This window comes from Curtobacterium sp. 18060, from assembly GCF_902706105.1.
GTDB lineage: Bacteria > Actinomycetota > Actinomycetes > Actinomycetales > Microbacteriaceae > Curtobacterium.
Map to the genome: position 1 here is coordinate 1 of NZ_CACSJV010000052.1, position 25289 is coordinate 25289.

The 25289-nt window shown below is 67.6% G+C and carries 25 protein-coding genes; 9 read left to right on the forward strand and 16 right to left on the reverse strand.

Going from position 1 to position 25289, the window contains the following annotated elements; translation table 11 throughout:
- Positions 1 to 39: 39 nt before the first annotated feature.
- Entirely contained in the window at positions 40 to 726 is a 687-nt protein-coding gene (locus tag GVL05_RS16905; RefSeq protein ID WP_159573900.1) for an SDR family NAD(P)-dependent oxidoreductase, read from the forward strand.
- Between the two features lie 354 nt (positions 727 to 1080).
- Here the strand turns inward: GVL05_RS16905 and GVL05_RS16910 are convergent, their stop codons facing one another.
- On the reverse strand, positions 1081 to 1872 hold the full coding sequence (locus tag GVL05_RS16910; protein WP_159573901.1) for an NAD(P)-dependent oxidoreductase: 792 nt from the start codon (positions 1870 to 1872) through the stop codon (positions 1081 to 1083).
- Between the two features lie 91 nt (positions 1873 to 1963).
- Positions 1964 to 2377 (reverse strand): MarR family winged helix-turn-helix transcriptional regulator, encoded by a 414-nt coding sequence (locus GVL05_RS16915; RefSeq protein WP_159573902.1) that lies wholly within the window; start codon positions 2375 to 2377, stop codon positions 1964 to 1966.
- 50 nt (positions 2378 to 2427) lie between these two features.
- On the opposite strand from GVL05_RS16915, the gene GVL05_RS16920 reads away from it, so the two are divergent.
- The 3 genes from GVL05_RS16920 (at position 2428) to GVL05_RS16930 (ending at position 5424) form a co-directional block, all read left to right on the forward strand.
- Entirely contained in the window at positions 2428 to 3198 is a 771-nt protein-coding gene (locus GVL05_RS16920) for an alpha/beta fold hydrolase (protein WP_159573903.1), read from the forward strand.
- 343 nt (positions 3199 to 3541) lie between these two features.
- On the forward strand, positions 3542 to 4753 hold the full coding sequence (locus GVL05_RS16925; RefSeq protein ID WP_123937167.1) for a sensor histidine kinase: 1212 nt from the start codon (positions 3542 to 3544) through the stop codon (positions 4751 to 4753).
- Positions 4750 to 5424: a response regulator transcription factor gene (locus GVL05_RS16930; RefSeq protein ID WP_123937166.1), complete on the forward strand. Its 675-nt coding sequence runs from the start codon at positions 4750 to 4752 to the stop codon at positions 5422 to 5424. Before GVL05_RS16925 ends, GVL05_RS16930 begins: the two co-directional genes overlap by 4 nt.
- On the opposite strand, the gene GVL05_RS16935 is transcribed toward GVL05_RS16930, so the two are convergent.
- Positions 5421 to 6152 carry a TetR/AcrR family transcriptional regulator gene (locus tag GVL05_RS16935; RefSeq protein WP_235036037.1) on the reverse strand — a complete coding sequence of 244 codons (732 nt, stop codon included), beginning with the start codon at positions 6150 to 6152 and terminating at the stop codon, positions 5421 to 5423. The two genes, GVL05_RS16930 and GVL05_RS16935, sit on opposite strands and share 4 nt — an antisense overlap.
- 79 nt (positions 6153 to 6231) lie before the next feature.
- Between GVL05_RS16935 and GVL05_RS16940 the strand changes: the two genes are divergently transcribed.
- Positions 6232 to 7074, forward strand: a complete 843-nt coding sequence (locus GVL05_RS16940) for an NAD(P)H-binding protein (RefSeq protein WP_159573904.1) — start codon at positions 6232 to 6234, stop codon at positions 7072 to 7074.
- Here GVL05_RS16940 and GVL05_RS16945 read toward each other — a convergent pair.
- The 9 genes from GVL05_RS16945 to GVL05_RS16985 form a co-directional block, all read right to left on the reverse strand.
- Positions 7067 to 7828, reverse strand: a complete 762-nt coding sequence (locus tag GVL05_RS16945) for a triose-phosphate isomerase family protein (RefSeq protein ID WP_159573905.1) — start codon at positions 7826 to 7828, stop codon at positions 7067 to 7069. The two genes, GVL05_RS16940 and GVL05_RS16945, sit on opposite strands and share 8 nt — an antisense overlap.
- Entirely contained in the window at positions 7825 to 9531 is a 1707-nt protein-coding gene (locus tag GVL05_RS16950; RefSeq protein ID WP_159573906.1) for a dihydroxyacetone kinase family protein, read from the reverse strand. Before GVL05_RS16950 ends, GVL05_RS16945 begins: the two co-directional genes overlap by 4 nt.
- Positions 9528 to 10919, reverse strand: a complete 1392-nt coding sequence (locus GVL05_RS16955) for an MFS transporter (RefSeq protein WP_159573907.1) — start codon at positions 10917 to 10919, stop codon at positions 9528 to 9530. Before GVL05_RS16955 ends, GVL05_RS16950 begins: the two co-directional genes overlap by 4 nt.
- A 118-nt stretch (positions 10920 to 11037) precedes the next feature.
- A complete protein-coding gene (locus GVL05_RS16960) occupies positions 11038 to 11832 on the reverse strand; it encodes an SDR family NAD(P)-dependent oxidoreductase (protein ID WP_159573916.1) in 795 nt (264 codons plus the stop codon).
- Positions 11829 to 12782 (reverse strand): 3-hydroxyacyl-CoA dehydrogenase family protein, encoded by a 954-nt coding sequence (locus tag GVL05_RS16965; RefSeq protein ID WP_123311187.1) that lies wholly within the window; start codon positions 12780 to 12782, stop codon positions 11829 to 11831. The genes GVL05_RS16960 and GVL05_RS16965 overlap by 4 nt, the downstream gene beginning before the upstream one ends.
- Positions 12779 to 13813, reverse strand: coding sequence for a sugar phosphate isomerase/epimerase (locus GVL05_RS16970; RefSeq protein ID WP_159573908.1), 1035 nt, complete (start codon positions 13811 to 13813; stop codon positions 12779 to 12781). Before GVL05_RS16970 ends, GVL05_RS16965 begins: the two co-directional genes overlap by 4 nt.
- Before the next feature lie 91 nt (positions 13814 to 13904).
- On the reverse strand, positions 13905 to 14621 hold the full coding sequence (locus tag GVL05_RS16975; RefSeq protein WP_159573909.1) for a GntR family transcriptional regulator: 717 nt from the start codon (positions 14619 to 14621) through the stop codon (positions 13905 to 13907).
- Between the two features lie 365 nt (positions 14622 to 14986).
- Positions 14987 to 16771: an ATP-dependent endonuclease gene (locus GVL05_RS16980; protein ID WP_159573910.1), complete on the reverse strand. Its 1785-nt coding sequence runs from the start codon at positions 16769 to 16771 to the stop codon at positions 14987 to 14989.
- A gap of 290 nt (positions 16772 to 17061) precedes the next feature.
- Positions 17062 to 18390, reverse strand: a complete 1329-nt coding sequence (locus GVL05_RS16985; protein WP_228505338.1) for an MFS transporter — start codon at positions 18388 to 18390, stop codon at positions 17062 to 17064.
- Between the two features lie 96 nt (positions 18391 to 18486).
- Between GVL05_RS16985 and GVL05_RS16990 the strand changes: the two genes are divergently transcribed.
- From GVL05_RS16990 to GVL05_RS17000, 3 genes are read left to right on the forward strand one after another with little or no spacing between them, the layout of a single operon-like run.
- Complete coding sequence (locus GVL05_RS16990) at positions 18487 to 19536, forward strand: galactosyltransferase-related protein (protein ID WP_131845012.1); 1050 nt, start codon at positions 18487 to 18489, stop codon at positions 19534 to 19536.
- Positions 19536 to 19946, forward strand: coding sequence for an NUDIX domain-containing protein (locus tag GVL05_RS16995; protein WP_131845013.1), 411 nt, complete (start codon positions 19536 to 19538; stop codon positions 19944 to 19946). The genes GVL05_RS16990 and GVL05_RS16995 overlap by 1 nt, the downstream gene beginning before the upstream one ends.
- Positions 19943 to 20638 (forward strand): TauD/TfdA family dioxygenase, encoded by a 696-nt coding sequence (locus tag GVL05_RS17000; protein ID WP_131845014.1) that lies wholly within the window; start codon positions 19943 to 19945, stop codon positions 20636 to 20638. The genes GVL05_RS16995 and GVL05_RS17000 overlap by 4 nt, the downstream gene beginning before the upstream one ends.
- Positions 20639 to 20760: 122 nt before the next feature.
- Here the strand turns inward: GVL05_RS17000 and GVL05_RS17005 are convergent, their stop codons facing one another.
- Together GVL05_RS17005 and GVL05_RS17010 are read right to left on the reverse strand one after the other, a co-directional pair.
- A complete protein-coding gene (locus tag GVL05_RS17005; protein ID WP_200849260.1) occupies positions 20761 to 21339 on the reverse strand; it encodes an NADPH-dependent FMN reductase in 579 nt (192 codons plus the stop codon).
- 465 nt (positions 21340 to 21804) lie between these two features.
- Entirely contained in the window at positions 21805 to 22536 is a 732-nt protein-coding gene (locus GVL05_RS17010) for a hypothetical protein (RefSeq protein ID WP_159573912.1), read from the reverse strand.
- 462 nt (positions 22537 to 22998) lie between these two features.
- Here GVL05_RS17010 and GVL05_RS17015 point away from each other — a divergent pair, with 462 nt between their 5' ends.
- Positions 22999 to 23496, forward strand: coding sequence for a hypothetical protein (locus GVL05_RS17015; protein ID WP_159573913.1), 498 nt, complete (start codon positions 22999 to 23001; stop codon positions 23494 to 23496).
- A gap of 57 nt (positions 23497 to 23553) precedes the next feature.
- On the opposite strand, the gene GVL05_RS17020 is transcribed toward GVL05_RS17015, so the two are convergent.
- Both GVL05_RS17020 and GVL05_RS17025 read right to left on the reverse strand, forming a co-directional pair.
- Positions 23554 to 23727, reverse strand: a complete 174-nt coding sequence (locus tag GVL05_RS17020; RefSeq protein WP_159573914.1) for a hypothetical protein — start codon at positions 23725 to 23727, stop codon at positions 23554 to 23556.
- A gap of 26 nt (positions 23728 to 23753) precedes the next feature.
- Positions 23754 to 24350: a recombinase family protein gene (locus tag GVL05_RS17025; RefSeq protein WP_159573915.1), complete on the reverse strand. Its 597-nt coding sequence runs from the start codon at positions 24348 to 24350 to the stop codon at positions 23754 to 23756.
- Between the last annotated feature and the right edge of the window lie 939 nt (positions 24351 to 25289).

Here is a 25289-nt window from a genome sequence, read left to right on the forward strand (position 1 = left end):
GGGGGGGCAGACTGCACCGTCCCGGCATAGCGTGGGCGCGTGGACCTCGAACTCAAGAACCGTGTCGCACTCGTCGTCGGAGGCAAGGGGTACATCGGTGCCGCCGTCGCCGACCGCCTCCGGGCCGAGGGGGCGACCGTCGTCGTCGCGTCCCGCAGCGCCGACGACTCCGACGACAGCGTGTCGATCGACACCGCCTCGCAGGACTCCGTGGACGCGGGCATCGCCACCGTCCTCGAGCGGCACGGGCGCATCGACGTGCTGGTCGTGACCGCTGCCCCGAGCGCGAGCACCCTCGACCCGGCTCGGAAGTCCGACCCGGAGCAGGTCCTCGACGCGATCGACGGCAAGGCGCTCGGGTTCCTCCGCGTCGCGAACGCCGTGCTCCCCGCCCAGCGCGAGGCCGGGTTCGGCCGCGTGGTCGTCGTGAGCGGGCAGAACGCCTACTTCTCCGGCAACATCACGGCGTCGCTCCGGAACACGGCGGTGAGCGTCATCGCGAAGAACCTGGCCGACGACGTGGCAGGCACCGGGGTCACGGTGAACGTCGTCAACCCCGGGACCGTGACGGACACTCCGTCCGCCGAGGTCCGTCCAGGGGGTCCCGGCGACTCGACACCGCAGCAGATCGCGGACCTCATCGCGTTCCTGTCGTCGCCGCTCAACGGGGTGTCCGGCGAGTCCGTCTCGATCGCGCACCGCCAGCGGGGGTCTGTCGTCGTCTGACCCCCGAGTACGAGTGTCAGGATCTGCTCTTCCCTGCAGAAGTACCGGTGCACCGCAGGTGGGCTTCCGAAAACGAGCTCCGCGGCCGTCCGTGCTGCGTCGACGTGCCGCTCGCGCACGACTGGCGGTACCGTGCCACGGAGCGCTGACCGGCACGCCGAGTTCGTGACGAATGGGGGCCGTTCCCCGTCTTCATCATGAACGACCGAGAACCTCTTGCCCGCTCCTGGATCCGATGGCCCCGGCGGTCCACCCTCGATTGCCGACGGAGCGCCGTCGGTCCCGACTTCGGAACCTCTCGCGTCGATCGGAACAGCGGTCGATGGCACTGTGAGGCGTCGGATGGACGATCCACTACCGGCGCATGCGGTCGGTTGAGTACTCGGGTGTGGCGTACCTCCCACCTTGTGACATGTCCGGGGCAAGGGGCGCTCGCGTGCTCCAGGCAGCCGCGTCGTCCCGCGGGAGGAAGCCGACGGCTTCCCCGGGCTGGAGGTCCCACCATCCATCGGTGTTCGCGGAGACGGCGTAGAACACTGCCGTGTGTTCGGTGGTCGTCATCGCCGCGACGAAGGCGCGGATCGCGTCCGCGGGGCTGAGCCACGTCTGCTGCTCTCGAGCCGAAGACGGCTGCTCCTCGTAACTGCCGATGCGCAACGAGATGGTGCTCATGCCGAACTTGTCCGCGTACAGCCGGCAGAGTGCTTCCCCCGCGGCCTTCGACACTCCGTAGAAGCCGTCAGGTCGCGGCGGCATGTCGGGCGACACGTGGTCACCCGCGGCGTACGAGCCCGTCAGGCGGTTGCTGCTCGCGTACACGACCCGACGTACCCGTGCCCGCCGGGCGGCCTCGAGCACGTGGTAGGTCCCGACGATGTTGGCCTCGGCCAGGTCGTGGAAGTCAGCCTCGTCCGCGATTCCGCCCAGATGGACCACGCCGTCCGCTCCGGCGAAGAGTTCCACCAGGTTCTCCAGGTCGGCGAGGTCGACCGCTGCGACGGACTCCTGTGGGCTGCTGGGGGTGATCGGACGGATGTCGGTGGAGACGAGGACCGCATGGCGCTCCAACAGTGCCGACCGGAGTGCAGACCCGATGTTCCCGGCAGCACCGGTGATGACCCAACGGCTTCCGGCGATGCTCGACATCGTGCGATCGTACTGGCGACGCCGGCGGAGCGGCCTTGTCCGGGTCTTCGATCGCGGCCAAGCCTGGGCGAAGTCTCGCCGCCGTTCCGGTTCAGTCCGCTTCGGTGAGCAGGCGCAGCGTGTGGAGCAGATCGCTGCGCTGGTCGCCGTCGAGCGGAGCGAAGAGGACATCGAGGACGCTCGACGCCACCGAGTGGCCGTCCTGGAGCGCAGTCCGACCCGCATCACTCAGCGCGTGCTCGAGACGCCGTCCGCGCCCTGCCGACCGGGTGATGAGCCCTCGTTCGACCAGCCGTGTCGCGAGGGTCCCGAATGCCTGGTCGCTCTGGAAGGTCGCGACGGCCAGCTCGTGGCCCGATGCGCCGGGCATCCGATCGATGGCACGGAGCGCATCCCACTGCACGAGGGAGACGCCGACGTCCTTGAGTGCCGCGTCCATCGTCCGGTGGTTCCGGTACTGCGCGCGCTTGATCATCTGTCCGAGTACCTCGAGGTCCGCCGCCATGGTGATACTGTATCAACACCCTTACATCAACATGTTTAGACAGGACGATCATGAACAGCTCCCTCCCCGAATCCCTGCCGGTCATCGAGGCCGGCAGCTCGACCGCTCGCACCGCCCTCGTCCTGCACGGTGGCGGCGGGCCGAGGACCGTGGCGCCGATCGTCGGACACCTGTCGGCGACCATGCACGCCCTCGCCCCGACCCACCCGGGCTGGGACGGAACCGCGCGCCCGGAGTCGATCACCTCCGTTGCCGAGCTCGCCCACGCGTACCTCGCGCGGCTCACCGAACACGGCGACCGCGACGTGGTCGTGGTCGGGTCCTCGATCGGCGGATGGATCGCGCTCGAGATGGCCGTCCAGGCCGCAGCCGACCAGCGGCTCGCCGGCCTCATCGGGGCCGTGGTGGTCATCGACACCGTTGGCGCCATCGTCGACGGGGAGCCGATCGCCGACTTCTTCGCCCTCGATGCTCGCGGCCTGGCCGAGGTCGCGTGGCACGACCCCGAGCGCGGGTACACGGATCCCGCCGACTCCACCGAAGAGCAACGAGCGGTACAGCAGTCCAACGGCCGCACGATGGCAGCGGTCGCCGGCGCGGCGATGAGCGACCCGACGTTGCTCAGCCGACTCCATGCGGTCAACGTGCCGACGTTCGTCGTCTGGGGCGCAAGCGATCGCGTCGTCACTCCGGCCTACGGGCGAACAGTCGCCGCGGCGGTACCGGGTGCGGCCTACGCCGAGATCCCGGCCGCGGGCCATCTCCCGCACCTCGAATCACCCGAAGCGACCTGGGCCGCGATCGACGCCTTCCTGAGCTGACCAGCACGCACGGCGGCAGACACCGGAAGGAACGCGGCTCCGCGCGGGGACCGTGCAGGACGACCGGTCGCCCAACTGCGGGTGTCTTCGTCGACGCCGAGTACCGGGTGCTCGCCCCTCGCTTCACCCGCAGGGACGAAGCGCTTCGCCCCTGCGCCCGATGCCCCGGCGACTCCGGACCGCGAGTCTGGTGACATGGAGTCCTCGACGAAACACACGATCGCCACGCTGCTGCTCTGCGCCGCGATCGTCGCCACCACCGTCATCGCCCTCGCCGCCATGACCCCGGGCGCGTGACGTCGGTCCGCGCTGCCCGGCCTGGGCGGCATGCGATGATCGAGCCGTGACGGACCGGCGCACGTTCATCCGGCCCCTCGCCACCCGTTCGATCGTCGTCGACGTGGCGTGGGCGGTCCTGGCGGCGTTCGTCTTCCTGCTACCGCTCGAGGTCGAGCTCGAGCACGCGAGCTTCTTCGCCGTGCTCGCTGCCGCCGGCGCGATCGCCCTCCGTCGGGTCTCCCCGTCGGCGGCGATGCTCATGGTGGTCGTCCTCGGGATCATCCAGGTCGGCGGCGGCGAGCGCCCGTCACTCGTCGACCTCGCCATCTTCGTCGTCATCGGCACCGCGGCGGTCGTCGGGACCCGGACCGAGGTCATCCTCTCCGGGGTGCTCGCGCTCGTCGCGGGCGTCGGCGCGACGTTCTACCTCGCCGTCACCGGCTTCCGGTACCTGGTGCTGCTCAACGGCCCCCGCGACCAGGCGTTCCTCGCGATGGCCGCACCGGTCGCCGCCCTCCTCGGGGTGTGGGCGGGCGGCGTCGCCGTCCGGGCCTTCCGGTCGCGCGACCGCGAATCCGTCCGTCGAGCCGATGCCGAGGCTGCCGCGTCGCGCGCCGAGGCCGTCGCCAGCGAAGCCGAGGCGACCGCCACCCGTGCCATCGACGTCGCGGAGTCCGAACGCATCCGCGCCGACATCGCCCGTGACGTGCACGACGTCGTCGGCCACTCGCTCGCGGTGATCATCGCGCAGGCCGACTCGGTGCCGTTCCTGGCCGACGAGGCCCGCATCCGCGAGGTCAGTGCCACCATCGCCAGCACCGCCCGCAGCTCCCTGCTCGAGGTCCGGCAGGTCCTCGGGCACATCGACGGCTCCGGGGAGACGACCGATCCTGGCTCGCTCGAGGAGATCGTGCAGGGCATCCGCGACGCCGGAGTCGACGTCGACCGCACGGTGCGCGGCGTCCCGGTCCCGCTCCGCCCGGACACCGGCACGGCGGCCCGGCGCGTGCTGCAGGAGATGCTCACCAACGCGCTCCGGCACGGCGCTCCGGGGCTGCCCGTCGTGGTCCGTGAGACCTGGCGGAGCGCCGACGTCGTGCTCGAGGTCGAGAACGTCGTGGGTGACGGCACCACCGGGGGCTCCGGCCGGGGGATCGACGGCATGCACACCCGCCTCACCGCACTCGGCGGGTCCTTCGACGCCGCCGCGCTGGACGACGTGTTCGCCGCACGCGCCCGCATCCCGTTCGACGTCCAAGGGGGACCCGTCCGATGACCGAACCGATCAGGATCCTGCTCACCGACGACCAGGCGCTGTTCCGCGCCGGTCTGCGCGTGGTGCTCGACGCCCAGGACGACATGCACGTGGTGGGCGAGGCCTCCGACGGCGCCGAGGCCCTCGACCGTATCCGGGAGCTCCGACCCGACGTGATGCTGCTCGACATGCGGATGGCCGGCATGGACGGCGTCGAGACCGTCCGGCAGCTGTTCTCCGGCGCCGTCGAGGGCCCGCTCCCCCGGGTCGTCGTGCTCACCACGTTCGGCCTCGACCCCGCCGCCGCGACCGCGATCCGGCTCGGTGCGAGCGGGTTCCTGCTCAAGGACGCCACCCCGACGTTCCTGTTCGCGGCGGTCCGGGCGGTCCACGAGGGCAGCTCCGTCATCGCCCCGAACGACCTCGCGCAGCTGTTCGGGGCCGACGTCGCGAGGGCACCGGCGCCGCAGCCGCCCGAGTTCCAGGCGCTGACCGAGCGGGAGCGGGTGGTGTTCGGCTGGGCGTCCCGCGGGCTCTCGAACGCCGAGATCGCGACGAAGGAGTACGTCACCGAGTCGACCGTGAAGACGCAGATCTCGAGCATCCTCGGCAAGCTCTCGCTGCGGGACCGCGTGCAGCTCGTGGTCTACGCGCACGACCACGGGCTGGCGGGCAACCGCGACGGGTCCTAGCCGGTCGCGATCCGATCGAGCCACTCCGCGAGCATCGTCCGCTCGGCAGCCGACAGCCGATCCAGCCGGGGTGCAGCAGCACGGAGCGTGATCGCGGCGCTCGTCACGGCGTCGCCGCCCGTGCCACCGTCGTCCGTCGTCGACGCGCTCGGCACGAGGATCCGGCCGAGCACGGCGTCGAGCACGTCGTCGGCGAGCGACGGGTCCCGCTCGTCCACCGGGGCGGCCAGGACCGCGAGGACGGCGCCGGTGCCGGCCGCGTGCACGAGCTCCACGGCACGTCGTTCCGGCACGGCGAGCCGCCCGGCCTCGGCCACGCGCTGGATCCGTTCGGCGAGCAACGCCGTGCCGGCCCGCGCCGCTGCTGAGCGCCGACCACGCTCGGGGTCGCTCAGCAGCACGAACAGGTGAGGGTTCGCGAGCCCGAACCCGATCGTCATCGACCACCCGGCGCGCAGGTCGTCGACGGGGTCCGTCCGTCCGTCACGCGCTGCCCGCACCGCGTCGGCCTTCACCGCAGCGAAGGTCGTCATCGCGTGCTCAGCCACCGCTTCGAGCAGCCCGTCCTTGTCGCCGAACAGCCGGTAGATCGTCGGCGCCTGCACGCCTGCGCCGTCGGCGACTGCGCGGGTGGTCACCGCGGCCGCGCCGAGTTCCCGCAGCATCGAGCCCGCGACCTCGACGATGCGCGCTCGTGTCTCCTCGCGCTGGGTTCCCTGGTCGATCACGGAACAACGATAACGGATCCGTGCTATCAGTGTGTTACCGTCGATACAACTTGACCGTTACCATTGATACGGAGATCCCATGATCGTCATCACCGGCGCCACGGGCGCACTCAACGGCGCCACAACCGACCACCTGCTCGGACAGGTCGACCCGAGCGAGCTCGTGGTCGTCACCCGCGATCCGGCGAAGGGCCAGCGGTTCGCCGACCAGGGCGTCGAGGTCCGCCGCGGCGACTACGCCGAGCCCGACACGCTCGCCCGCGCCTTCGCCGGTGCCGACCAGCTCCTGCTCGTCTCGTCGAACGACCCGGGTGCGGACGCCGTCGCGCTGCACCGTTCCGCCGTGGCCGCGGCGGTGACCGCCGGTGTCGGGCGCGTCCTGTACACGAGCCACCAAGGTGCAGCGCACCGGTCGCCGTTCGTCCCCGCGGCCCACCACGCCGCGACCGAGGACCTGCTCCGCGAGTCTGGCCTGCCCTGGACGAGCCTGCGGAACGGGTTCTACGCCCACAGCACCACGTGGCTGATGGGACCGTGGCAGACCACCGGCACCGTGTCCGTGCCCGTCGACGGCCCGGTGTCGTGGACCGCGCGTGAGGACGCCGCCGAGGCAGCCGCTCGCATCCTGCTCGCCGAGCAGCCCTTCGACGGCCCGGTGACGCTCACCGCGCCGGCTGCCCCGACCTTCGCCGACCTCGCCGGCTCCGCATCGGAGCGCACCGGCCGGACCATCGGCTTCGAGGCCCTCGGAGAGGACGAGTGGCGAGCTCGCGCGGTCGCCGCCGGACAGGACCCGCACATGGTGGGGTTCCTGCTCGGCATGTACGAGGCTGCAGCACAGGGCCTGTTCGCCGGCACCGATCCCCTGCTCGGTGAACTGCTCGGACGTGCACCGCGCGCGGTCGAGGACCAGTTCAGCTGAGGGCTGCGACCTCGTCGAGGATCGCCTCGACCGCAGCCGGGTCGTGCGCGAACCGACCGAGGAACAACCCGCCGAGCCGCCCCTGCCCACGGGTGAGCAGACCGGGCCCGGCGCTGCCCCCGTACAGCACGGTGCTGCCGCGCAGCTCGGGCCGCGTGGCGAGGTGCTGCTCGATCCCCGCGAGCACCGCGACGATGTGGTCGTCCGGTGCCGGCGCGGGCGCACCGATCGCCCACACCGGCTCGTAGGCGACGGTCAGCGCCCCGGCCAGTCCGTCAGCGATGGCCGTCGAGACACCACGGTCGAGCTGCGCGGTCACCTCCGCCACGGCTTCCGCCAACCGGGAGGCCCGGGTCGTCTCCCCGACACAGAGGAGCGGACGCAGGTGGTTGCGGAAGGCCGCGTGCACCTTCGCGGTGACGGTCGCGTCGTCCTCGTGGAACAGGGAACGTCGTTCGGCGTGCCCGATCTCGACGAGGTCGACCCCGATCTCCCGCAGTTCGGTGCCGGAGACCTCGCCGGTGAACGCTCCTTCGTCGGCCCACGACAGGTCCTGCGCGGCGAGGAGCACCCCCGACCCGGAGAGCACGTCGCGGACGGGCACGAGCGCCGGGAACGTCGGCGCCACGAACAGCGTCGTCGCTCCCGACCGCGTCGCGGGGTGCCGCCGGGCGATCTCCGCGACGGCCCCCGACCACTCCAGGGTCCGGGCGTGCGAGAAGTACGTCTTCAGCGACACCCCGATGGTGATCACGGCGCGAGGGTATCCACGATGAGCGCGAACGACACCGCACCGGGGTCCGGTGTGCCGACGGCCTGCTCGGCGTGGGTGCGTGCGCGGCCCATCTTCGGCACGAGCGACGCGGTGGCGTCGGCGGCCTCGCGGGCGGCGCTGACGGCGTCGGCCCAGGCGTCCGCGAGCGACGCTCCCGCGTCGACCCGGGTGCGGAGCACCTCGTCGAACGGCACGAGCGCGTCCACCATCGTCTTGTCGCCGACGGTCGCACCGAACGCGAGGACCGCCTCGGTGGCGGCGTGCACCGCGCTCTGGACCGTGGCGGCCGACGGACGCTCGTCATCCCCGAGGACGCGACCCAGTGCCTCCAGGGCGGCTCCCCAGATCGCACCGGACGTGCCGCCGGCCTTGTCCGACCAGGCGTCTGCGGCGATCCGCAGGACGGAACCGACACCTGCGCCGGCGGTTACTGCGTCCGCGGCTGCGGCCGCTGCGGCGTGTGCGCCGCGCTGCATGCCGATGCCGTGGTCGCCGTCACCCGCGACGGCGTCGATCCGGCCGAGCTCGTCGGCGTGCTCGTCGAGGAGCGCGCGGACGGCGGCGAAGCCGGCCGCAGCCTGCTCGCCGACCGCGCGCGAGTCGTCGCTCGCAGCGCCGATGGCGACGCCCTCGGCGTCCGCTTCCACGGTGGAGGGGTCGACGCGTTCCTGCGGGACGGCGCCGCCCTTGCGGTACGCGGGGGTGTCCGCGGGCGCTGCCCAGAGTTCCTCGAGTTCGTCGTCGAGCCAGAACAAGGTGAGCGAGACGCCGGCCATGTCGAAGCTCGTGACGAGTTCGCCGACCTCGGGCTCGACGATGACCACCCCTGCGTCGGCCAGCCGCTGCTGCACCGAGCGGTAGACGACGAAGAGCTCCTCGTACTTGACGCTGCCCAGCCCGTTGAGGATCGGGACGACGCGCGCGCCGTCACGGGTCACGCTCTCCGGCAGCTCGTCGAGCAGTCGGGTCACCAGCAGCGACGCCAGCTCGGACGCCGTCGGCACGTCGGTCTCGTCGATTCCACGTTCGCCGTGGATGCCCATGCCGATGGCCATCCGCCCCTCGGGCACCGTGAACAGGGGTTCGTCGGCACCGGGCAGGGAGCAGCCGGAGAACGCGACGCCGAACGACCGCGTGCGGTCGTTGGCGCGCTCGGCGACGGCCGTGACCTCGTCGAGGCTGCGGCCCTGCTCGGCGGCGGCGCCGGCGACCTTGAAGACGCAGAGGTCGCCCGCGATGCCACGCCGCTCCTGCGGGCGGTCCGCGGGCGCACTCACCACGTCGTCGGTGACCCGGACCGTCCGGACCGGGATGCCGTCGGCCTCGAGCGTGCGGGCCGCGGCGTCGAAGTTCAGGACGTCACCGGCGTAGTTGCCGTAGCTCAGCAGCACCCCGCCGCCGTGCTCGGACGCCCGCGCGACACCGGCGACCTGCTGGGCGCTGGGACTGGCGAACAGGTTGCCCATCGCGGCACCGGCTGCCAGGCCCGGCCCGACCAGCCCGCCGAACGCGGGGTAGTGGCCCGAGCCGCCACCGATCACGACGGCGACCGTGCCGTCGGGGCTCGTGGTGGCGCGGGCGACGCCGCCGTGCACCTTCCGCACCCATCGTTCGTTCGCGGCGACGAAACCGTCGGTCGCCTCGTCGGCGAAGTCCGCCGGGTCGTTGAACAGTCTGGTCACGCGTTCGTCTCCTTCGACGTCGTGGTGCGGACATGCGAGGTGTCGAGGAGATCATCCGCCTTCGACCCCCGGAAGAACTTCGTGCAGAAGATCATCACGGCCGCGACGAACGCCAGGACCCCGAGCGAGACGATCCCGAACGCACCGCTGTCGGTCGGCACCACCTCGTTGATCGCCGTGCGCATGATCGGGGCGACGAACCCGCCGAGGTTGCCGAGCGAGTTGATCAGGCCGATGCCCGCCGCAGCGGCTGCCCCGGTGAGGAACGCCGTCGGGTACGCCCAGGTGATCGGGCCGACGGCCAGGAAGCTCGCGACCGCCAGCGTGATGAACACGATCCCCAGGATCGGCTGCCCGTTCGCACCGGCCCACGCCGACCCGAGGATCGACAGCCCGGTCGTGATGTAGAACATGGTGCCCCAGCGACGACGGCGACCGACGGAGTCCGCCTTCGAGCCGACCAGGTAGCAGGCGACGAGTCCGACGAGCCACGGGATCGCGGTCACGAGGCCGACCTGCCACCCGACGTCCTGCCCGAGCAGCGAGGAGACCTGCTGCGGCAGGTAGAACGTCGTGCCGTACACGGCGACCTGCAGGCAGAAGTAGATGATCGTGAAGTACCAGACCCGGCCGCTCGCCATGGCCTTCCAGATGCCGGTCGGGCCGTCCGCGCTGCGGGCGGTGTCCTCGCGCGCCATCGCCGCGGTGAGGGACTTCTTCTCGCCCGGTTCGAGCCACTTCGCCTGCTGCGGACTGTTCGTCAGGAACACCAGGGCCGCGATGCCGGCGAGCACCGCGAGGATCCCCTCGCCGAAGAACATGACCTGCCACCCGTGGAACGGGGTCGCCTGGTCGCCGAAGCTCAGCAGTCCGCCGGACAACGGGGCACCGATCATCTGTGAGAACGGCTGCGCCAGGTAGAAGATCGCGAACATCCGCACGCGCACCTTGTTCGGGAACCACTCCGACAGGTACATGATCACGCCCGGGAACAGCCCCGCCTCGGTCACACCGAGGATGAAGCGCAGGACGATGAACATCGTGTCGTTCGTCGTGAAGGCGAACAGCGCGGCGACGATGCCCCACGTGACCGCGATGCGGGCGAGCCAGAAGCGGGCGCCGAAGCGCTTGAGCAGCAGGTTCGACGGGATCTCGAAGATCGCGTAGCCGATGAAGAAGATGCCGGCACCGAGCGCGAAGGCCGCGTCGGAGATGCCGCGGTCGACGCTCAGGGCCTCTTCGGCGAACCCGACGTTGGTGCGGTCGAGGAACGCGACGAAGTACAGGATGACGAGCATCGGCATGAGGTGCTTCGTCGCCTTGCCGATGGCGGACTTGAGGCCGGGGTCGTTCGTCGACCCGAGCGCGGGGGCAGGGGGAAGTGACACGGGTTCGCTCCTTTGCGAGCACGGTGCGGTTTCGGGGCGTCCGACGGTCGGTCGGCCGGTCGGACGGGAGGCACGGATCGCGTCGCGCGGACGGCGCGCGATCCGTGGCCGGTCGGCTCTAGTGCATGTACAGGCCGCCGTCGACGTTCAGCGTCTGGCCGGTGACGAACCCGGCGTCCTCGCTGATCAGGTACGCGATGGCCGCGGCGATGTCCCGCGGTGTGCCGATGCGCGGCAGCACGCCGTCCGCTGCCATCTCGGTCTTGCGCTCCTCGGTCAGGGTGCCGCCCATGATGTCGGTGTCGATCGGGCCGGGGGCGATCGCGTTGACAGTGACGCCGCACGGGCCGAGCTCGCGGGCCAGGCCACGGGTCAGGCCGATCACGCCGGCCTTCGCCACCGTGTACGGGGTCTTGCTGAAGGTGCCGCCACCGCGCTGGGCGGAGACCGACGAGAGGTTCACGATGCGGCCGTAGCCGTGCTGCACCATCGACTCCGCTGCCCGCAGGCTGGCGAAGTGCACGCCGTCGAGGTTGATCGACAGCACGCGGTGCCACTCCCCCTCGGGCAGGTCGAGGTAGGCGTGCGCGGACGAGACGCCGGCCAGGTTGACGAGGGCGACGACGGGGTCGAGTTCGGCCTCGATCGTGTCGAACGCCGCCCGGACCGCGGTCTCGTCGGCGACGTTCGCGCCGACGCCGACCGCACGGACGCCGTGCTGCTCGCGGATCTCGGTGGCGACCTGTTCGCTGGCGGTCTGGTCGAGGTCGATGATGCCGATGTCCCAGCCGGCCTCGGCCAGGTGGTGGGCGGTGGCGCGTCCGATGCCGCGCGGCGAGGCCGCTCCGGTGAGGACGGCGGTGCGGTCCTGGTTCTGCGTGTTCGTGTTCGTGTTCGTGTTCGTCCCCCTCAGTGGATCGGGGCCGGGCCGAGGTCGTCGAGCAGCTTCTGCATCGCGACGTAGGCCTTGTTGCGGTAGGCGACGAGTTCCGGCGTCCGGTCGGCCGGCACCTCGAGGTACCCGGCGCCGGACTTCGTGCCGAGCTCGCCCGCGTCGACGTGCTGCTGCAGCGACGGCGGGGTGGCGAAGCGCTCGGGCCAACGGGTCTGCAGCGACTCGAAGCAGAACGCGTAGACGTCGAGACCGGCCATGTCGGCGATCGCGAACGGGCCGAAGAACGGCAGGCGGAACCCGAACGTGGTCCGCACGATGGTGTCGATGTCGTCGGGGGTGGCGATGCCCTCGTCGGCGATCTTCGTGGCCTCCTCGAACAGCGCGTACTGCAGGCGGTTCAGCACGAACCCGGTCGAGTCCTTCACCCGCGCGGACTGCTTGCCGGTCGCGGCGACGACGGTCTCGCCGACCGCGATCGCGTGCTCGTTCGTGGTCGGGTGCGGGATGAGCTCGACGCCGGGGATGAACGGGGCCGGGTTCGAGAAGTGCACACCGAGGAACCGCTCCGGGCCCACGACGGCCTCGGCCAGCGACTCGATCAGGATCGTCGAGGTGTTCGAGCCGATGATCGCGTCGGGGCGGGCGGCTTCGCTGATGCGGCGGAGGGTCGCGTGCTTGATCTCGATCTTCTCGGGGACGGCCTCCTCGATGAAGTCTGCCTCGGCGACCGCTTCCTCGATGGAGGCGGCTGCGCTGAGGTGGGCGTCGACGCGCGCCACGGCGTCCGCGGGGAACAGGCCGTCCGTGACGAACTGCTCGGTCTCTGCGATGAGCCGGGCGCGGTTGGACGCGGCGATCTCGGCCGAGACGTCGGCGATCCGGACGGTGTGGCCGGCGAGGGCGAGGACCTGGGCGATCCCGCCGCCCATGTAGCCGGATCCGACGACGGCGATGTCGAGGGTGCTCATCGGGTTGCTCCTTCGGTGCTGGTTGCTGCAGTCGGGGTCGCCGTCGCCGTCGCCGTCGCGTCGAGCTTCGTCGTCGCGAGGACGGATCGGATGTACTGCTGGTTCGTGGCGCAGACGCCGAGGCTGTCCCCGCCGTACTGCTCGGTCATGACGATCCCGCGGAACCCGTCGGCGACAGCGTCGCGCAGGACCTGGCGGTAGTTGATGAGGCCCGTCTCCATGGTGCTCGGCGCGCTCGTCGCCCAGCTGCCGTCGCCGGCCTCGTCACGCGTGTAGTTCTTCACGTGCAGGTAGTTCGTGTGCGGCATGGTCTTCGCGAAGAGCTCCCGCCAGTCCTCGATCGGCCGGTGCAGGCGGATGAGGTTCGCGACGTCCGCGTTCAGGCCGACGTTGTCGAGCCCGATGTCCTCGACCAGTCGCACGGCGCTGTCGGCGGTGCCGAGGTAGGTGTCCTCGTACAGTTCGAGGGCCATCGGCAGTCCGACGCTCGCAGCGTGCTCACCGAGCTCCCGCAGGCGCTTGACCGCGGCGTTCCAGACCTCGGGGTCGTCCGGGTCCTTCGGGCCCTGCGCCGTCCAGAACCACAGCGCCCGCTTCTGGGCGTCCGTGAACGGCTGGTGCAGGCCCGTCGAGAACACCTGCATGCCCCACTCGGCCGCCGCGTCGATGGTGCGGTGGGCGTAGGCGAGGTTGTCCTCCTCGTGCCCGGGCTGGATGACGCTCCTGCGCTGCAGGTGCACCGAGGGGATCCCGATGCTGTGCGCCTTCGCGACGGCGAACAGCTCGTCGCGGCGGGAGCGCTCGAGGTCGGCGGGGCGGATGTGGCTGTCGGCGAGTTCAGCGAGCGAGAACCCTGCGGCTGCGATCTGTGCGAACACGTCGTCCCAGACCTCAGCCGGGGCATCGTGGAACGCAGTGCCGTCGCGCGTGACCTGGGCGAAGCCGTGCAGACAGGCGGCGATCGGCCAGGTGTCCGACGTCCAGGTGGTGGGGTCCCAATCCTGGTCGACCCAGTCCTGCGGTGTGCTCACGGAATGCTCCTTCGCATGTCGGGGTTCGGCGGTGAACCTCTTTCCTATAGGAACGATACTCGCACCGCGACAGAGCGCAACCCCTGCGGGATCAGCTCGTGTGCGAAGCGTCCTCGCGCGACCGGAGCCGGACGGCGTCGATGTGGTGCCGCATCGCCGCGACCGCTTCGGCCGGCCCGACCGCGAGGGCATCGACCACCGCTCGGTGCTCGTGCACGGCGCGGTCGGTGTCGTCCCCGCCGCCCTCGACGATCTGCCGCATCCGGTGCACGCGGGTCGTGATGATCTCGGACATCTCCTCGAGGAACGGGTTCCGCGTCGCGTCGAAGATCAGCTGGTGGAACTGCCAGTCGCTCCGGAAGAACCGGGCCATGACTTCTTCCGACGCCTCAGCCGCACCGACCGCCGCGACCTCGTCGGCCACCGCAGCCTGCTCGTCGAGCGCCGTGCCGAGCCGCTCCCGCAGGGCGTCGACGTCACCGCGCGCAGCAAGCTCGACGGCGCCGCTCTCCACGATGAGTCGGGCGTCGAACAGTGCCTCGAGTTGGTCGCCGGCCAGGGGTGGGGAGACCCGGTACCCCTTGTTCGCTTCACGGGTGACGAGGCCGGTGCGTTCGAGTTGCACCAGGGCTTCGCGCACCGGCGTCGGGGAGACGCCGAGGGTTCGGGCGAGCCCATCGATCGACAGCCGCATGCCGGGTTCGACGTCGTGGCCCATCAGGACCTCGAGCACCCGGTCGTAGACGCGGTCACGCAGGCCGAGCTGCGCGATGCGTTCCGTCCCGAAGCCGGGCATGGTCGTCGACATGGGTCGATCCTAGAGAATCCACGACTCGGGCTCAGTGTGGGGGCTCGGAGTCAGCGTGCGCCATCAGGTCCAACACCTTCTTCGATGTCGCCTCGACGTCGCACTCACGTCGCCCATGGGTTGGTCACCCCTCCCCGCGCGCCGATATGGCGCTCTTATGTCAACTCGAACGACACTCAGCTCAAAGAGGTTGTCGGTTTCTCTCGCGGCGAGGATTACTGAAGTAAGCCAAATCGCACGCGCAACTGGTCAATTGCCGCTGTTTCAAGCTGGTGCACGTTCCCGTCGACTCGGCGGTCTTGAGCCCCCCCCCCCGATAGGGGAAAGCTCATCGAGCGCTAGAGATCCGGCATACAGGAACGGGATCAGTTTGCCCCGAATTCTTCAAGTTGTCCGAGAAGGGTCTTCACATCGTCGCAGACCTCCTCAACGAGCAATTCCTTGGCAACCTTCACGGCGGATACTCCGAACCTGCTAAGAATGTCCTTCGCATGGATGTCACAGAGCGTCGCGGGCACGTCGGCGTCGGTGAAGTTGGCGCCAATCGCAAGTGCGAATTCGTTTTGGAGAATTTCTCGGACCTGCTCTTCCGACATGCCTGACGCACGTGCCAGGGCAGCAGGATGGACTAGATAGGACTCGATGTAGCGACGACGCCACTTGCGAGTAACGAACCCGTGGACACTTGGCATTCGCTTGTCCTCAAGATCCCCGCCGACTGTCATCATTGGGTCTTCGTCACGATCCCGAAGGCTAAAGGCATCGATGGAGCCAAACTCATCGTCAAGTGCTCGCCATAGAACCTTCCGCTCTTTGTGCTGGTCGCTGGTCTGCCAATGTGCAATCCAAGTCGGGAGAGGGAACCCGATAGTCTCTCCAATCGCCCTCAGCACCGACGCATCGCTAGTACCCTCGTAAAAGAATACTTTTTTGCTATCCCTCACCTTTTCGATACGTGGCGCGTAGGTTGACCCGATCCCAACGAGTAGGCCAATCTTCTGTTCTTCGCTTTTTAAGTAGCGAAATTTTCCTCCCGCGCGAACCTCAAGAACGTCCGTCGGATCGGTGGTCTTCAAAATCTCGCTCGAATGGGTTGCGAGGAGCACCTGCTTTTCAAAACGGGAAGCAAGGTATCGAAGACGATCTACGAGCTGAGCTTGCAGCGAAGCATGTAAGTGAGCGTCTGGCTCATCGAAGAGGAGAATGTCCACGCTGCTGGACGTTGCAAGCGTGTAGACGCTAAGCCACTGCAGAAATCCGCTTCCTTCCACCATTAGGTCTCGGGAGTTATATCCCGCGTGGCGGGTTAGTAGGTAACCGTCGACCTCACCCTTCACCACGTTGGCCTGAATATAGGTATGGTACTCATCGTCGAAATCTGCGATCGATATTTCGGCGGAGAAGACCTCACGGAGCGTCTGCTGGAGGAGCTCCCAGGGATCGGACGCTCGTAAAGCCCGCAGATCGGGATCCGAGATCTTTTGCTTTTCTCCGCGAAGTCGCTTCCGTTCGGCAGTATTCGCGTCTCGCATGTCGAGCAGCAGGTTCCGCAGAATGGCACCAGCCAAACCTTCCCCAATGCGCCTGCGGCGTAACGCCCCATACGTTCTTTCTTCGCGAGCCGAGATCCCGGCAAACGGGGGTAGATACGCGAGCACGGGAGGCCGATCTCCCTCATGCAGGGTGGTTTCGGCAACCTTGATAAACAAGCGATCGTTCGCTAGCGCTAACGAGAAGGCGAGCTTGTGCTCGGTCTCGCCGTCGTTCCACTCGCATGCGATCAGGAGGGTATAGCCGTCAGGGTCTGTATCAGTTTTCTGCGTCTTGAGGTTGCTCCACAGGTGCTTCAGCGACGGGACGTTGATCGGAGAGAACTCGTCATCTCCAAGTCCGAAGCCCTGGCTGCTTGTCATGCCGTTTAGCAGCGCATTGCTGCCCTTCTGAGCAACTGTCGCGACCTTGCAGAACTCCCAGACGGCGAGGGCTTGAAGCAAACTCGACTTGCCGGCGTTGTTCCCACCCGCAACGATCGAGAGACCTGGCATGAGAGCCACGTTGCTCTTGCCAAACTGCTTGAAGCGCCGAAGTTCCACACTCGTGAGATGCACGTTCGCCGTCCCCCTGGTCTCATGCAAGTGAATACTTGTCATAGCTCATCATGGATCCGGCAGGTAGTCCGTTCCCCGCGCCGCGACCTTGAGGAAGCGTCTCTTAGCCCCACGGTTGGAGACAGTCTCGCAGCGGAGGCCGTCGTTCTGGGGTATACCCCACCGCCGCCACTGCGACTTCACGCGTCGCTGTAGTTCTAGGGCCCGTGGTGGGGCTTCTCGACACACTTGCTGGCGGGTCCAGAGGCCGTGCAACAACCGCTCGAGGAGGCGGCAGGCCGCGTCAGCAGATGCGCAGCGAACCAAGGTGCCGAGACGGCGAGGTGTAACCGTTACGGCTGAGCTGCTGCTCGTCGACGTGTTGAGATGCTGACGGCGAGGATGATGCACAGTGCTACAAGTGTCAGCCCAGCGCAGATCAGGAACATGTTCCGGTAGCCGCCGATGAGCGTCGTGAGCGCGACGAGTCCACCGGAGACGACTGCACCGACCCGTCGAACGTTGGTGAACAACCCTGACGCCAGCCCTGGTCGAGGGATGACGTCCTGGAAGAGCGTCAGTCCGACACCGGCGATGACGGCAAAGAACGCGGCGTTGAGTAGTTGTGCGGCGACAAGCTCGATGGGCCCTTGCACGAAGGCCATCGCGACGTAGTAGCAGGCGCCGACAACGCAGGCAGCGGCGATGAGGGTCAGGTTCGAGAAACGGGTGGCGAGCCTGCCAGCAAAAAGCAGCGCTGGGATCTCGGCGGCGGCGGCCACAGCGAGCGCAACGCCGGCCCAGACGACGGGCAGGTGCAGGGTGCGGCTGACGTAGAGCGCGAGAACGGACGTCACGACGTAGTTCGTGGCCTGAAGCGCCACGAACGCGATGCCGATGCTGCCGATCGCGATGACGGGAAGCTGCCCGCTCGCGGCCTCGTTCGTGGCGGCCGCGTGTCCCACGTCGAGTGCGGAGGACCGCCGTCGGAGGATGAATGTCGTCATCAGTCCGAGCGCTGCGATCACCGCGATCGCGAGGAGGACAGCGCGGTCTCCGAAGGCTCCGGCGAGGAGGGTGGCGATCGGAGGGCCCGCCACCCAGGCGAAGGAAACGACCGCGCGGGTGTTGATGATGGAGCGCTGTGGGAACCCGGTGGACCGGAGGTGCGCGAACAGCAGAGACGAGCCGACGCTTGCGGGACCGCCGAACACGATCAGCGCAGCGACCGCTGCGATTAGGTTCGTTGTGAGCCCCAGGACCGCCATCAGCGGCATGGTTGCCAGTCCCGACCACATGATCGGGGTGAGGTAGTTGCGTCGTCGGTCCGCGAGTAGCGGGATCACGAGCGAGCTGACGAAACCGCTGACGTTGTACAGCCCGAGCGCGAGACCGATCTGCGCTGCGGTGGCGTTGAAGTGGCCAGCGAGGATGAGGGCGAGCGCCGGGTTGAAAAACGCGAACTGCAATCCCCAAGCGAACGCCGCGGTCGGGACAACCCCTGCAATGCGCGGAGCCTGAACGTGTCCCGGTAGGGGCGACGCAACCGCTCTTGCGGAGTCGGCTGGCGTGGTTGCATCGGTCGGCTCTGAACTTGGAGGTCGGATGGCTCCCCCTGGACTCGACGGTGAACAAGACGTAGCGTGCAGGTGAACGATACGTTCTACGGCGCTGAGCGCCAACCAATTCGTACCAGGCCAAGGGGGGCCTCTCACGATGTGGAAACCGATCAACACCGCGCCGTCGACTGCTTGGGGATACCAGTCGGGAGTGGGCCGATGAGCTTCATCCGGGGGCGAACCTTCGATCCTCGGAACTCGATCGCCGGCGCAGCAGTCGCGTATCTGGATCCGAAGTCGCGGGATGTCAGCGCGACCTGCTGGGCGTCAAGCCAGGACGCCAATGCTGCCGCTGCGCGTTGGTTCGGACTGGTCGCTCGCGACCTCGGAGAACCTGTCGACGCTGCCGCCCTGTTCCTTGAGCTCCGCGCCGAGCTCGAGATGCAACCGGCCAGCGCGGAGATGGTCATGCTCGCGGATGAGATCGAGTCGCACAGTCGGCTCTTGTTCCACCGCTCCACAGCCGAGCAGGCGGCCATGCCGCCCGCTCGGCCCGCCAGCCAGCACGTCGCGATCGTGATCCCGTTCCGCTCGAGCAGTGACACGCCCCTGCGTACCGCGAATCTCGACACGGTTGTTCGTGCCCTCGAACGTCAGCAACTACCAAGAGATCAGTACTCGATCATCGTTGTCGAAGAAGCAGCAGAGACGGCCGTTCCAGACGATCTCGTCTCTCGAGTCGATACGTTCATACGGCTTCCCTACACGGGCCCGTTCAACAAGGCGCTCGCCCTTAACACGGGTGTTGAAGCAGCGCCCTCCGATGCGGTTCTCTGCTTGCTCGATGGCGACATCGCACCGGACGAGCACTTCGTTGCCCGGAACGCATCTCGCGTTGCCACGCGACCTGACGAGGCGCACCTGCCGTACTCGGACATGTTCTGCCTACTGACCGAGGACAGCGCAGCGATCCGACGGGGTGAGCAGCCCGGAGACGCCGGCCGTACTGGCTACGTCATCACGCATCCTCCCGGTGGATGCGTGTTCCTCACGGCCGCGCTCTACCGAGCTGTCGACGGCTTCGATGAACGGTTCATTGGCTGGGGCGGGGAGGACCGCGACTTCATCAACCGGATCGAGGCCCGGACCAACGTTCGTCGACACCCCGAGCTCCTCAGCCACCTGCACCACGAGCGTCCGAGAATGCGCGAAAGCCGGGAGGAAATCATGACGACGATCGCCCCAGCTTCCGGAAACCGGATCAACTGATGGACGTCTCGTTCAAAGCCGTCCTCTTCGACGACGCAGGACGAGTGCTCCTGGGCACTAACCCTCGCGACGAGTGGGAATTGCTCGGCGGGCGAGCAGACCCCGAAGACTCGGGACCCGCCGACACCATCGCCCGCGAACTCGTCGAAGAAGCTGGCGTTCCCATCCGCATCGACCATCTCATCGATATCTGGTACTACGACATACCTCATGAAGGCCGCGTTGCAGTTGCCAGCTACCTCGCCCACTTCATCGGCCCCGCGACCATCCAGGCGAGCCACGAACACTCGCGGCTTGCGTTCTTCACCATCGACGAACTCGACGGGCTCAGCATGCCCTCGCAGTACGCCACCACCATCAGAGCCGCTGCCACGTACCTGCACGACCGTCAACAGAAAGGGATCCAATGACGGACACCATCGAACTGACACGACCCAGCGACGTCGACCGCGCAGCAGAACTCAAGCAGCAAGTCGATAGCGACGGCATCGCACTATTCAAGCTCGCTTCCCGAGACGAACTCCTGACTTTCAGTCGAGGATTCGGGGACCTCCTCATGCACCGCGATGCGGAACCCGACACCGTCACCGTCGTGAAGCACGTTCCCGACAAGGAGGGTCTAGACGGCTACGCGGGGCTCGCGGCCGGCCCACTGCGTCCGCATACTGACGGGTCCGGGAACGACGTCGTGCCGAAATACATCACACTGTGGTGCGCGAAGAACGAGGGCAGCGGTGGACAGTGCACGATGGCGGATGGTCAGGCCGTGGTTGAAGACCTCCTGCGTGACACTCCTTGGGTGGTCGAGAAGCTCGCTGCTGAGAACGCTGCGATCTACAAGTCCGGTTCGGAGCAGTACAGCGGGCCCGTGATCTGGAAGGACAACGACCGCTGGAAGATCCGGCTTCGGATTGACTCGAACGGGTTTTTCTCCGCTGAAGCTTTGCATGCCGTCGAAGTGCTCCGTGAAGCCATCGCGGCGAGGACGTTCACCTTCCCGCTCGAACCCGGGGACGGATACATCATCGACAACGAACGCTACCTCCACGGCAGGCTCACGTTCAGTGGCGCACGTGAGATGTTGCGGACGCTAATGCTCTAATCCTCACCTGATCCTCCACAGCGCTTTCGACAGGATGAGCGCCCGACGGCTGGCACCTGGTAGGTGCCAGCCGTCGCCTCTCCGCTCATATGGCGCTTGCGGTCAAGAACAGCGATCGGGTGTCAGACTTCCCAGTCCGACGAGTATGTTCGCCCCTGGAGCAGGGTTGCGAGTTCGGCGTGCACCGTCATGGTCTTCTCCAGCCGAGCGGCTCGATCAACGGTCAGCGATCCCGCGTCCCAGTCTCGTTCTGAGAAGTACGCCGCGTACGGGTTCACGACGCACTTGAAGTCGAGCATCAGGGACTGTCCGAGCGCCGCGGTCGCCATGTAACTGTGCGGCAGGCCCGCGGCACAGACGAACGTGATCACTTTGTCGAACCACGCCGCACGACGCCCGTTTCCGGTTGCGCCCGTGGCCTCAAGCAGTGACTTGACGATCGAGGACGGCACCCAGTTGTAGATCGGGAACGCCAACACCACTCCGTCAGCCTCACGGATGAGAGCGTGTAGAGTGCGGATCGAGTCACTCTCGAAGATGCGGTCGTTGTCGAATGGCGGCAGGTTAACTGCTGCGAGATCTATGACCTCCGATTGGTGTCCAGCCACAGTGAGCAGCGTGGCCGACCGCTCGGCAAGACGGCGACTGATGCTCGCCGGGTCGAGGCTGCAGGAGATGACCGGCAAACGCAGAAAGCTCACCTCTGCACAGTACCGAGCGGAGACAGTACACAGCGGTGACATTGCCCAACTGTCGTCTCGTCAGCCCGCCAACCGATGAACCAGGTCCACGCCGACATCGAGGTGGAAGACACCGGCTAGCTCGGGATATCTGGCGCTAGCGCCCGCTCGTGCGGAGTAGCTGCGTGATCCAGATCAGAGTCGAGCGCTTGCGCGTCGTTCCAAATGGCGGTGAGCCTAGCGAGCGCGGCGTCAACGGCAGCGTCCGTGGCACCGAGCTCGGCGTAGGTCTCCTGCAGTATGACGCGTCGAACCGTGACGGCTGTCGCGCGATCACGCCGACGACTTCCGCGATTGGGCCGTCCGCGGATTGAGCACGTCGTGTCGGGATGATGCTGGTCATGGACCGTCCCGACAGGCTCACCCCGGTGCGCGCCCAACCGTGGACGTCTAACGGCTCTGAGCATGGGTCTGGACCCATACGCATCAGCCGAGCTGCGCGTCGGCCTTCTGGTACGCGGCTTCGACGATTTGCTGCACCTCGGCGTCCTTTGGCACGTCGAACGAGTACGCGGCGCCAACGAGCACCGTGACGCCGTATCCGTCGCCAGCGATCATGCATGTCGTTCCCGCGACCGTGGTGGCCCCGCGCGCTTCGAATCCGCCGCAGTACGTGGCGGAGCCCCACGAGCCGAGATCCTTCACCGTGGTGACAATGGTTTCCTCGGCACCATCGATGGTGAAGGTGCTCCCCTCGGTCGGGCACCCCCGCACAGCATCAGTGATCGCTTGCACATGCTCGGCTGCGTCCGGGTCCGCAAACGTACCGACGTTGAGGTACGCGCCGGTGGACTCTCGAGTCCAGTCGCGACCGCTCTGTGCAGTGTTCTCGAGATCCTCGCCAAGTAGATCGGAGAAGTCGGCGCCACAGGCGCCGGGCCCTTCCGCATCGGTCGACGTCGCACCGTCACTGGTGGAGTCGCTGCTGGGTTTTTCGGCCCAGCCGCCAACCGGTAATTCCGTTGTGTTCAGCACCGCCCCAGACAGCACGTCCTCCGTCAGACCGGCAGGTGCGGACGGTGTTGCAGTCGCCGTCTTTGCTCCCTCGCCCCGGTCAGTGTCGGCGTTGCCGCTCGAGGCGCATCCGGTGAGTGCGCATCCCACCGTGATGGTGATGGCGGCTCCGATGGCCCACGTTCGCTGCTTGATATCCCCCATGGGCCCATCCTGCCATCCCGACGGAAACCGGGACAGGCTGCACAGCCCGAGCAATTCGCATGTGCGAAGCGGCTACCGCAGCCGTCAACCCGGCCGATAGGCCGGTGCGGGGGTTGGAAATGCTGATCGTGTTCGCGGTGCTGGTGGCCATTGCGGTTGTTGGGTGGCGCAGTTCTTCGCGCGCGCTACCGCCATACGCGTCGGGAGCCGGCACGCTCGTGCCTTGCTCCGAACCGGTCTCGTGGCCGGAACGTGTACTGCCAGAACCCGACGCCACATGGCGGGTACTGCAGCATCCACCATGACCAGCACAGCCGTGACAACGGCATGGTCATCTCCGCAAGCCTCTTCGCTGCGATCGTCGTCGCCGTCAGCATCTGGCTTCAAGCCCAGCAGTAGGCACCTCCCGAGCGGCGCCAACGTGGTGCCGCTCGCATCGTCACCCCATCGGAAGGCGCACCCGTGACACTTGAAGTGATTCCCTGGCTGTCACTCGCTACCGCCGTGATGTCAGCCGTGGCGGCGATCGCGAGCGTGTCGATCGCGTCGGGGAGCCGCTACACCGGCAGCGTCATGGCCAGCTTCAACACGCTTTCCACCGATGCTGCTCGCGCCGACCGCGCCACGATCGTGGACGCAACCGCCGCGCGACGGATCAGCCGACGCAAGCGGCGGGCCGTGACCGCGGCATACGCCCACCAGGTCGAACGCCTCGCGCAGCTCACCGTCGTGGTGGACGGTATCAAGGGCAACGGGTGGGTCACCGCTCAGGCCCCAGTGCTGTACATCGAGGTGTCGAAAGTTGTCCGCGAGTTGAACGCTGTCCAGGACCGCCACAAGGTGAGGGCCCCGCAAGCCGACGTCCGCCGCGCTAACGAGCTCCTCAAGTCGCTCCCGCCCGTGAAGAACTCCTGGAGCCGCACGGTTGCGAAAGCGCCAAAGGGCCGAGTTCACGCATAACCGGGCGCTGCCTGAACCGGCGCCGCGGACGTCGTCAAATCAAAGAGGCCTTATCGCTCAGCTGCTGCTGTCGCAGTACGACCACTCGTCCCGGTCGAGCACCACGGTGCGGCCGTCGACGCGGAGGTAGAGGCCCTTCGGTGACCAGCCGGTCGGGATGCCGGCGATGGTTTCGGACTCCCACCCCTCGCGGCCACGCCACCACCGAACGAACTCCGCCGGCTGTCGCATCGCGAATCCCTTCGCACGCTCGTTGATCACCGCTCCTCCCCCATGACGCGCTCCGTAGCGGCCTGGTGGCGGTACAGCGTCGCGCGTGACCATCCGACGAGGTTCGCAGCGTCCGCCGCGGTATGGCCGGCAGCGCGAGCCTCGTTCACGATCGCGAGCTTTCGGCCAATCACCGCCGGATCCGGCGGCGGCCGGCCAAACCGAGTCCCGGACTCCCGCGCTGCAGCGATGCCGGCGGTGACGCGCTCGACGATGAGCTCGCGTTCGTACTCCGCCAACGTCGCCATCAGGTTCAACATCAGCCGACCCGTCGACGTCGCCGGATCAATCCCATCCGACACACTCCGAACACCGATCCCCCGCTCCCCCAACATCGCCACCGTGCTCAACACATCAACGAGCGACCGCCCGAGCCGGTCCACTCGCCATACCACCACCGTGTCCCCGCTGGTCGCGTGCTCGAGCAGCCGCCCCATGCCGGGACGAGCCGCGGCCTCCTTCCGGCCCGAAGTGACGTCGGCGAAGATGTCCCGCTCCTGCACCCCCGCCGCCACCAATGCATCAACCTGCAGTTGCGCATCCTGTGCACCAGTACTGATACGCGTATACCCGAGAAGCCTCACCCCGCAAGTGTCTCAGAAAACCCCTCCACCGCCGCGAAACACCCCGATCATGTCGAGACGACTTTCCGAGACACAGTGACCCCGCTTGGATGCTGATCTCGCCGATGTGGCGATCTGTCTCACGCCCGCGTCTCGAAAAACTATAGTTTCCCGAGACGTTAGGGTCTGTAGCGTTTGACGCCCCAGCACCGGGCAGTTTTGCGGGGCAGTCATACGGCAATACCCCCGATCAGGCAGCAGTAGACAACGGGACCCTCCCAAGGTGACAGCTGTCGTGTAGCGGTGAACGACCGGCTATCGGACGCGCTGAGGTCCGCTTGATCGGCGGCGACGGCGGACCCAGAGCGCGAGGAACACGACCTCCATCGCTGCCAGTGGGAGCAAGGACCAAACGGCCCATGTCGCGCCCACCAGGATTGCGACCAACGCCGCCACACTTAGAACTGCGGCGATGATGACACCGCCGCCCACGAAGCCCCGCTTCATCGCATCGACTTCTTGTTCAGTGACCATCGCCGGACCTCCGAAACCGCGTCTTTGGCGTGGTGTCGATCATCGGCGGTACCGCGCAGGGGACCGGCGGCCGCCGGATCAGGCGCCGAGACCATTCAGGATCGCCGGAAAGTTCGTTGACGTACTGGGCGTCACAAGCGTCGTCACGGCGATTTCTTCGGGGCGATGCTGATCCTCGGCGCGCGACTCGCTCCGTCAGCGCTCCGGCTGATCCTTCACGCAACGGCTGCTGGACCAGCCCGGTCACGAGCTCTCGCAGCCTGGAGCGCCGTCGGCGCCGCAGCTGTTGACGCCGAAGTAGAACGGACCCCTTTGTGCCGAACTGGGGCGGACCCCTTCTGGGGTTGTTGAGCTTAGTTGTTCTCGGTCTGGTTGATGAGGTCGCGGCGGCCGTGGGTGCGGTAGGAATCGCCGGAGAGGGTGAGG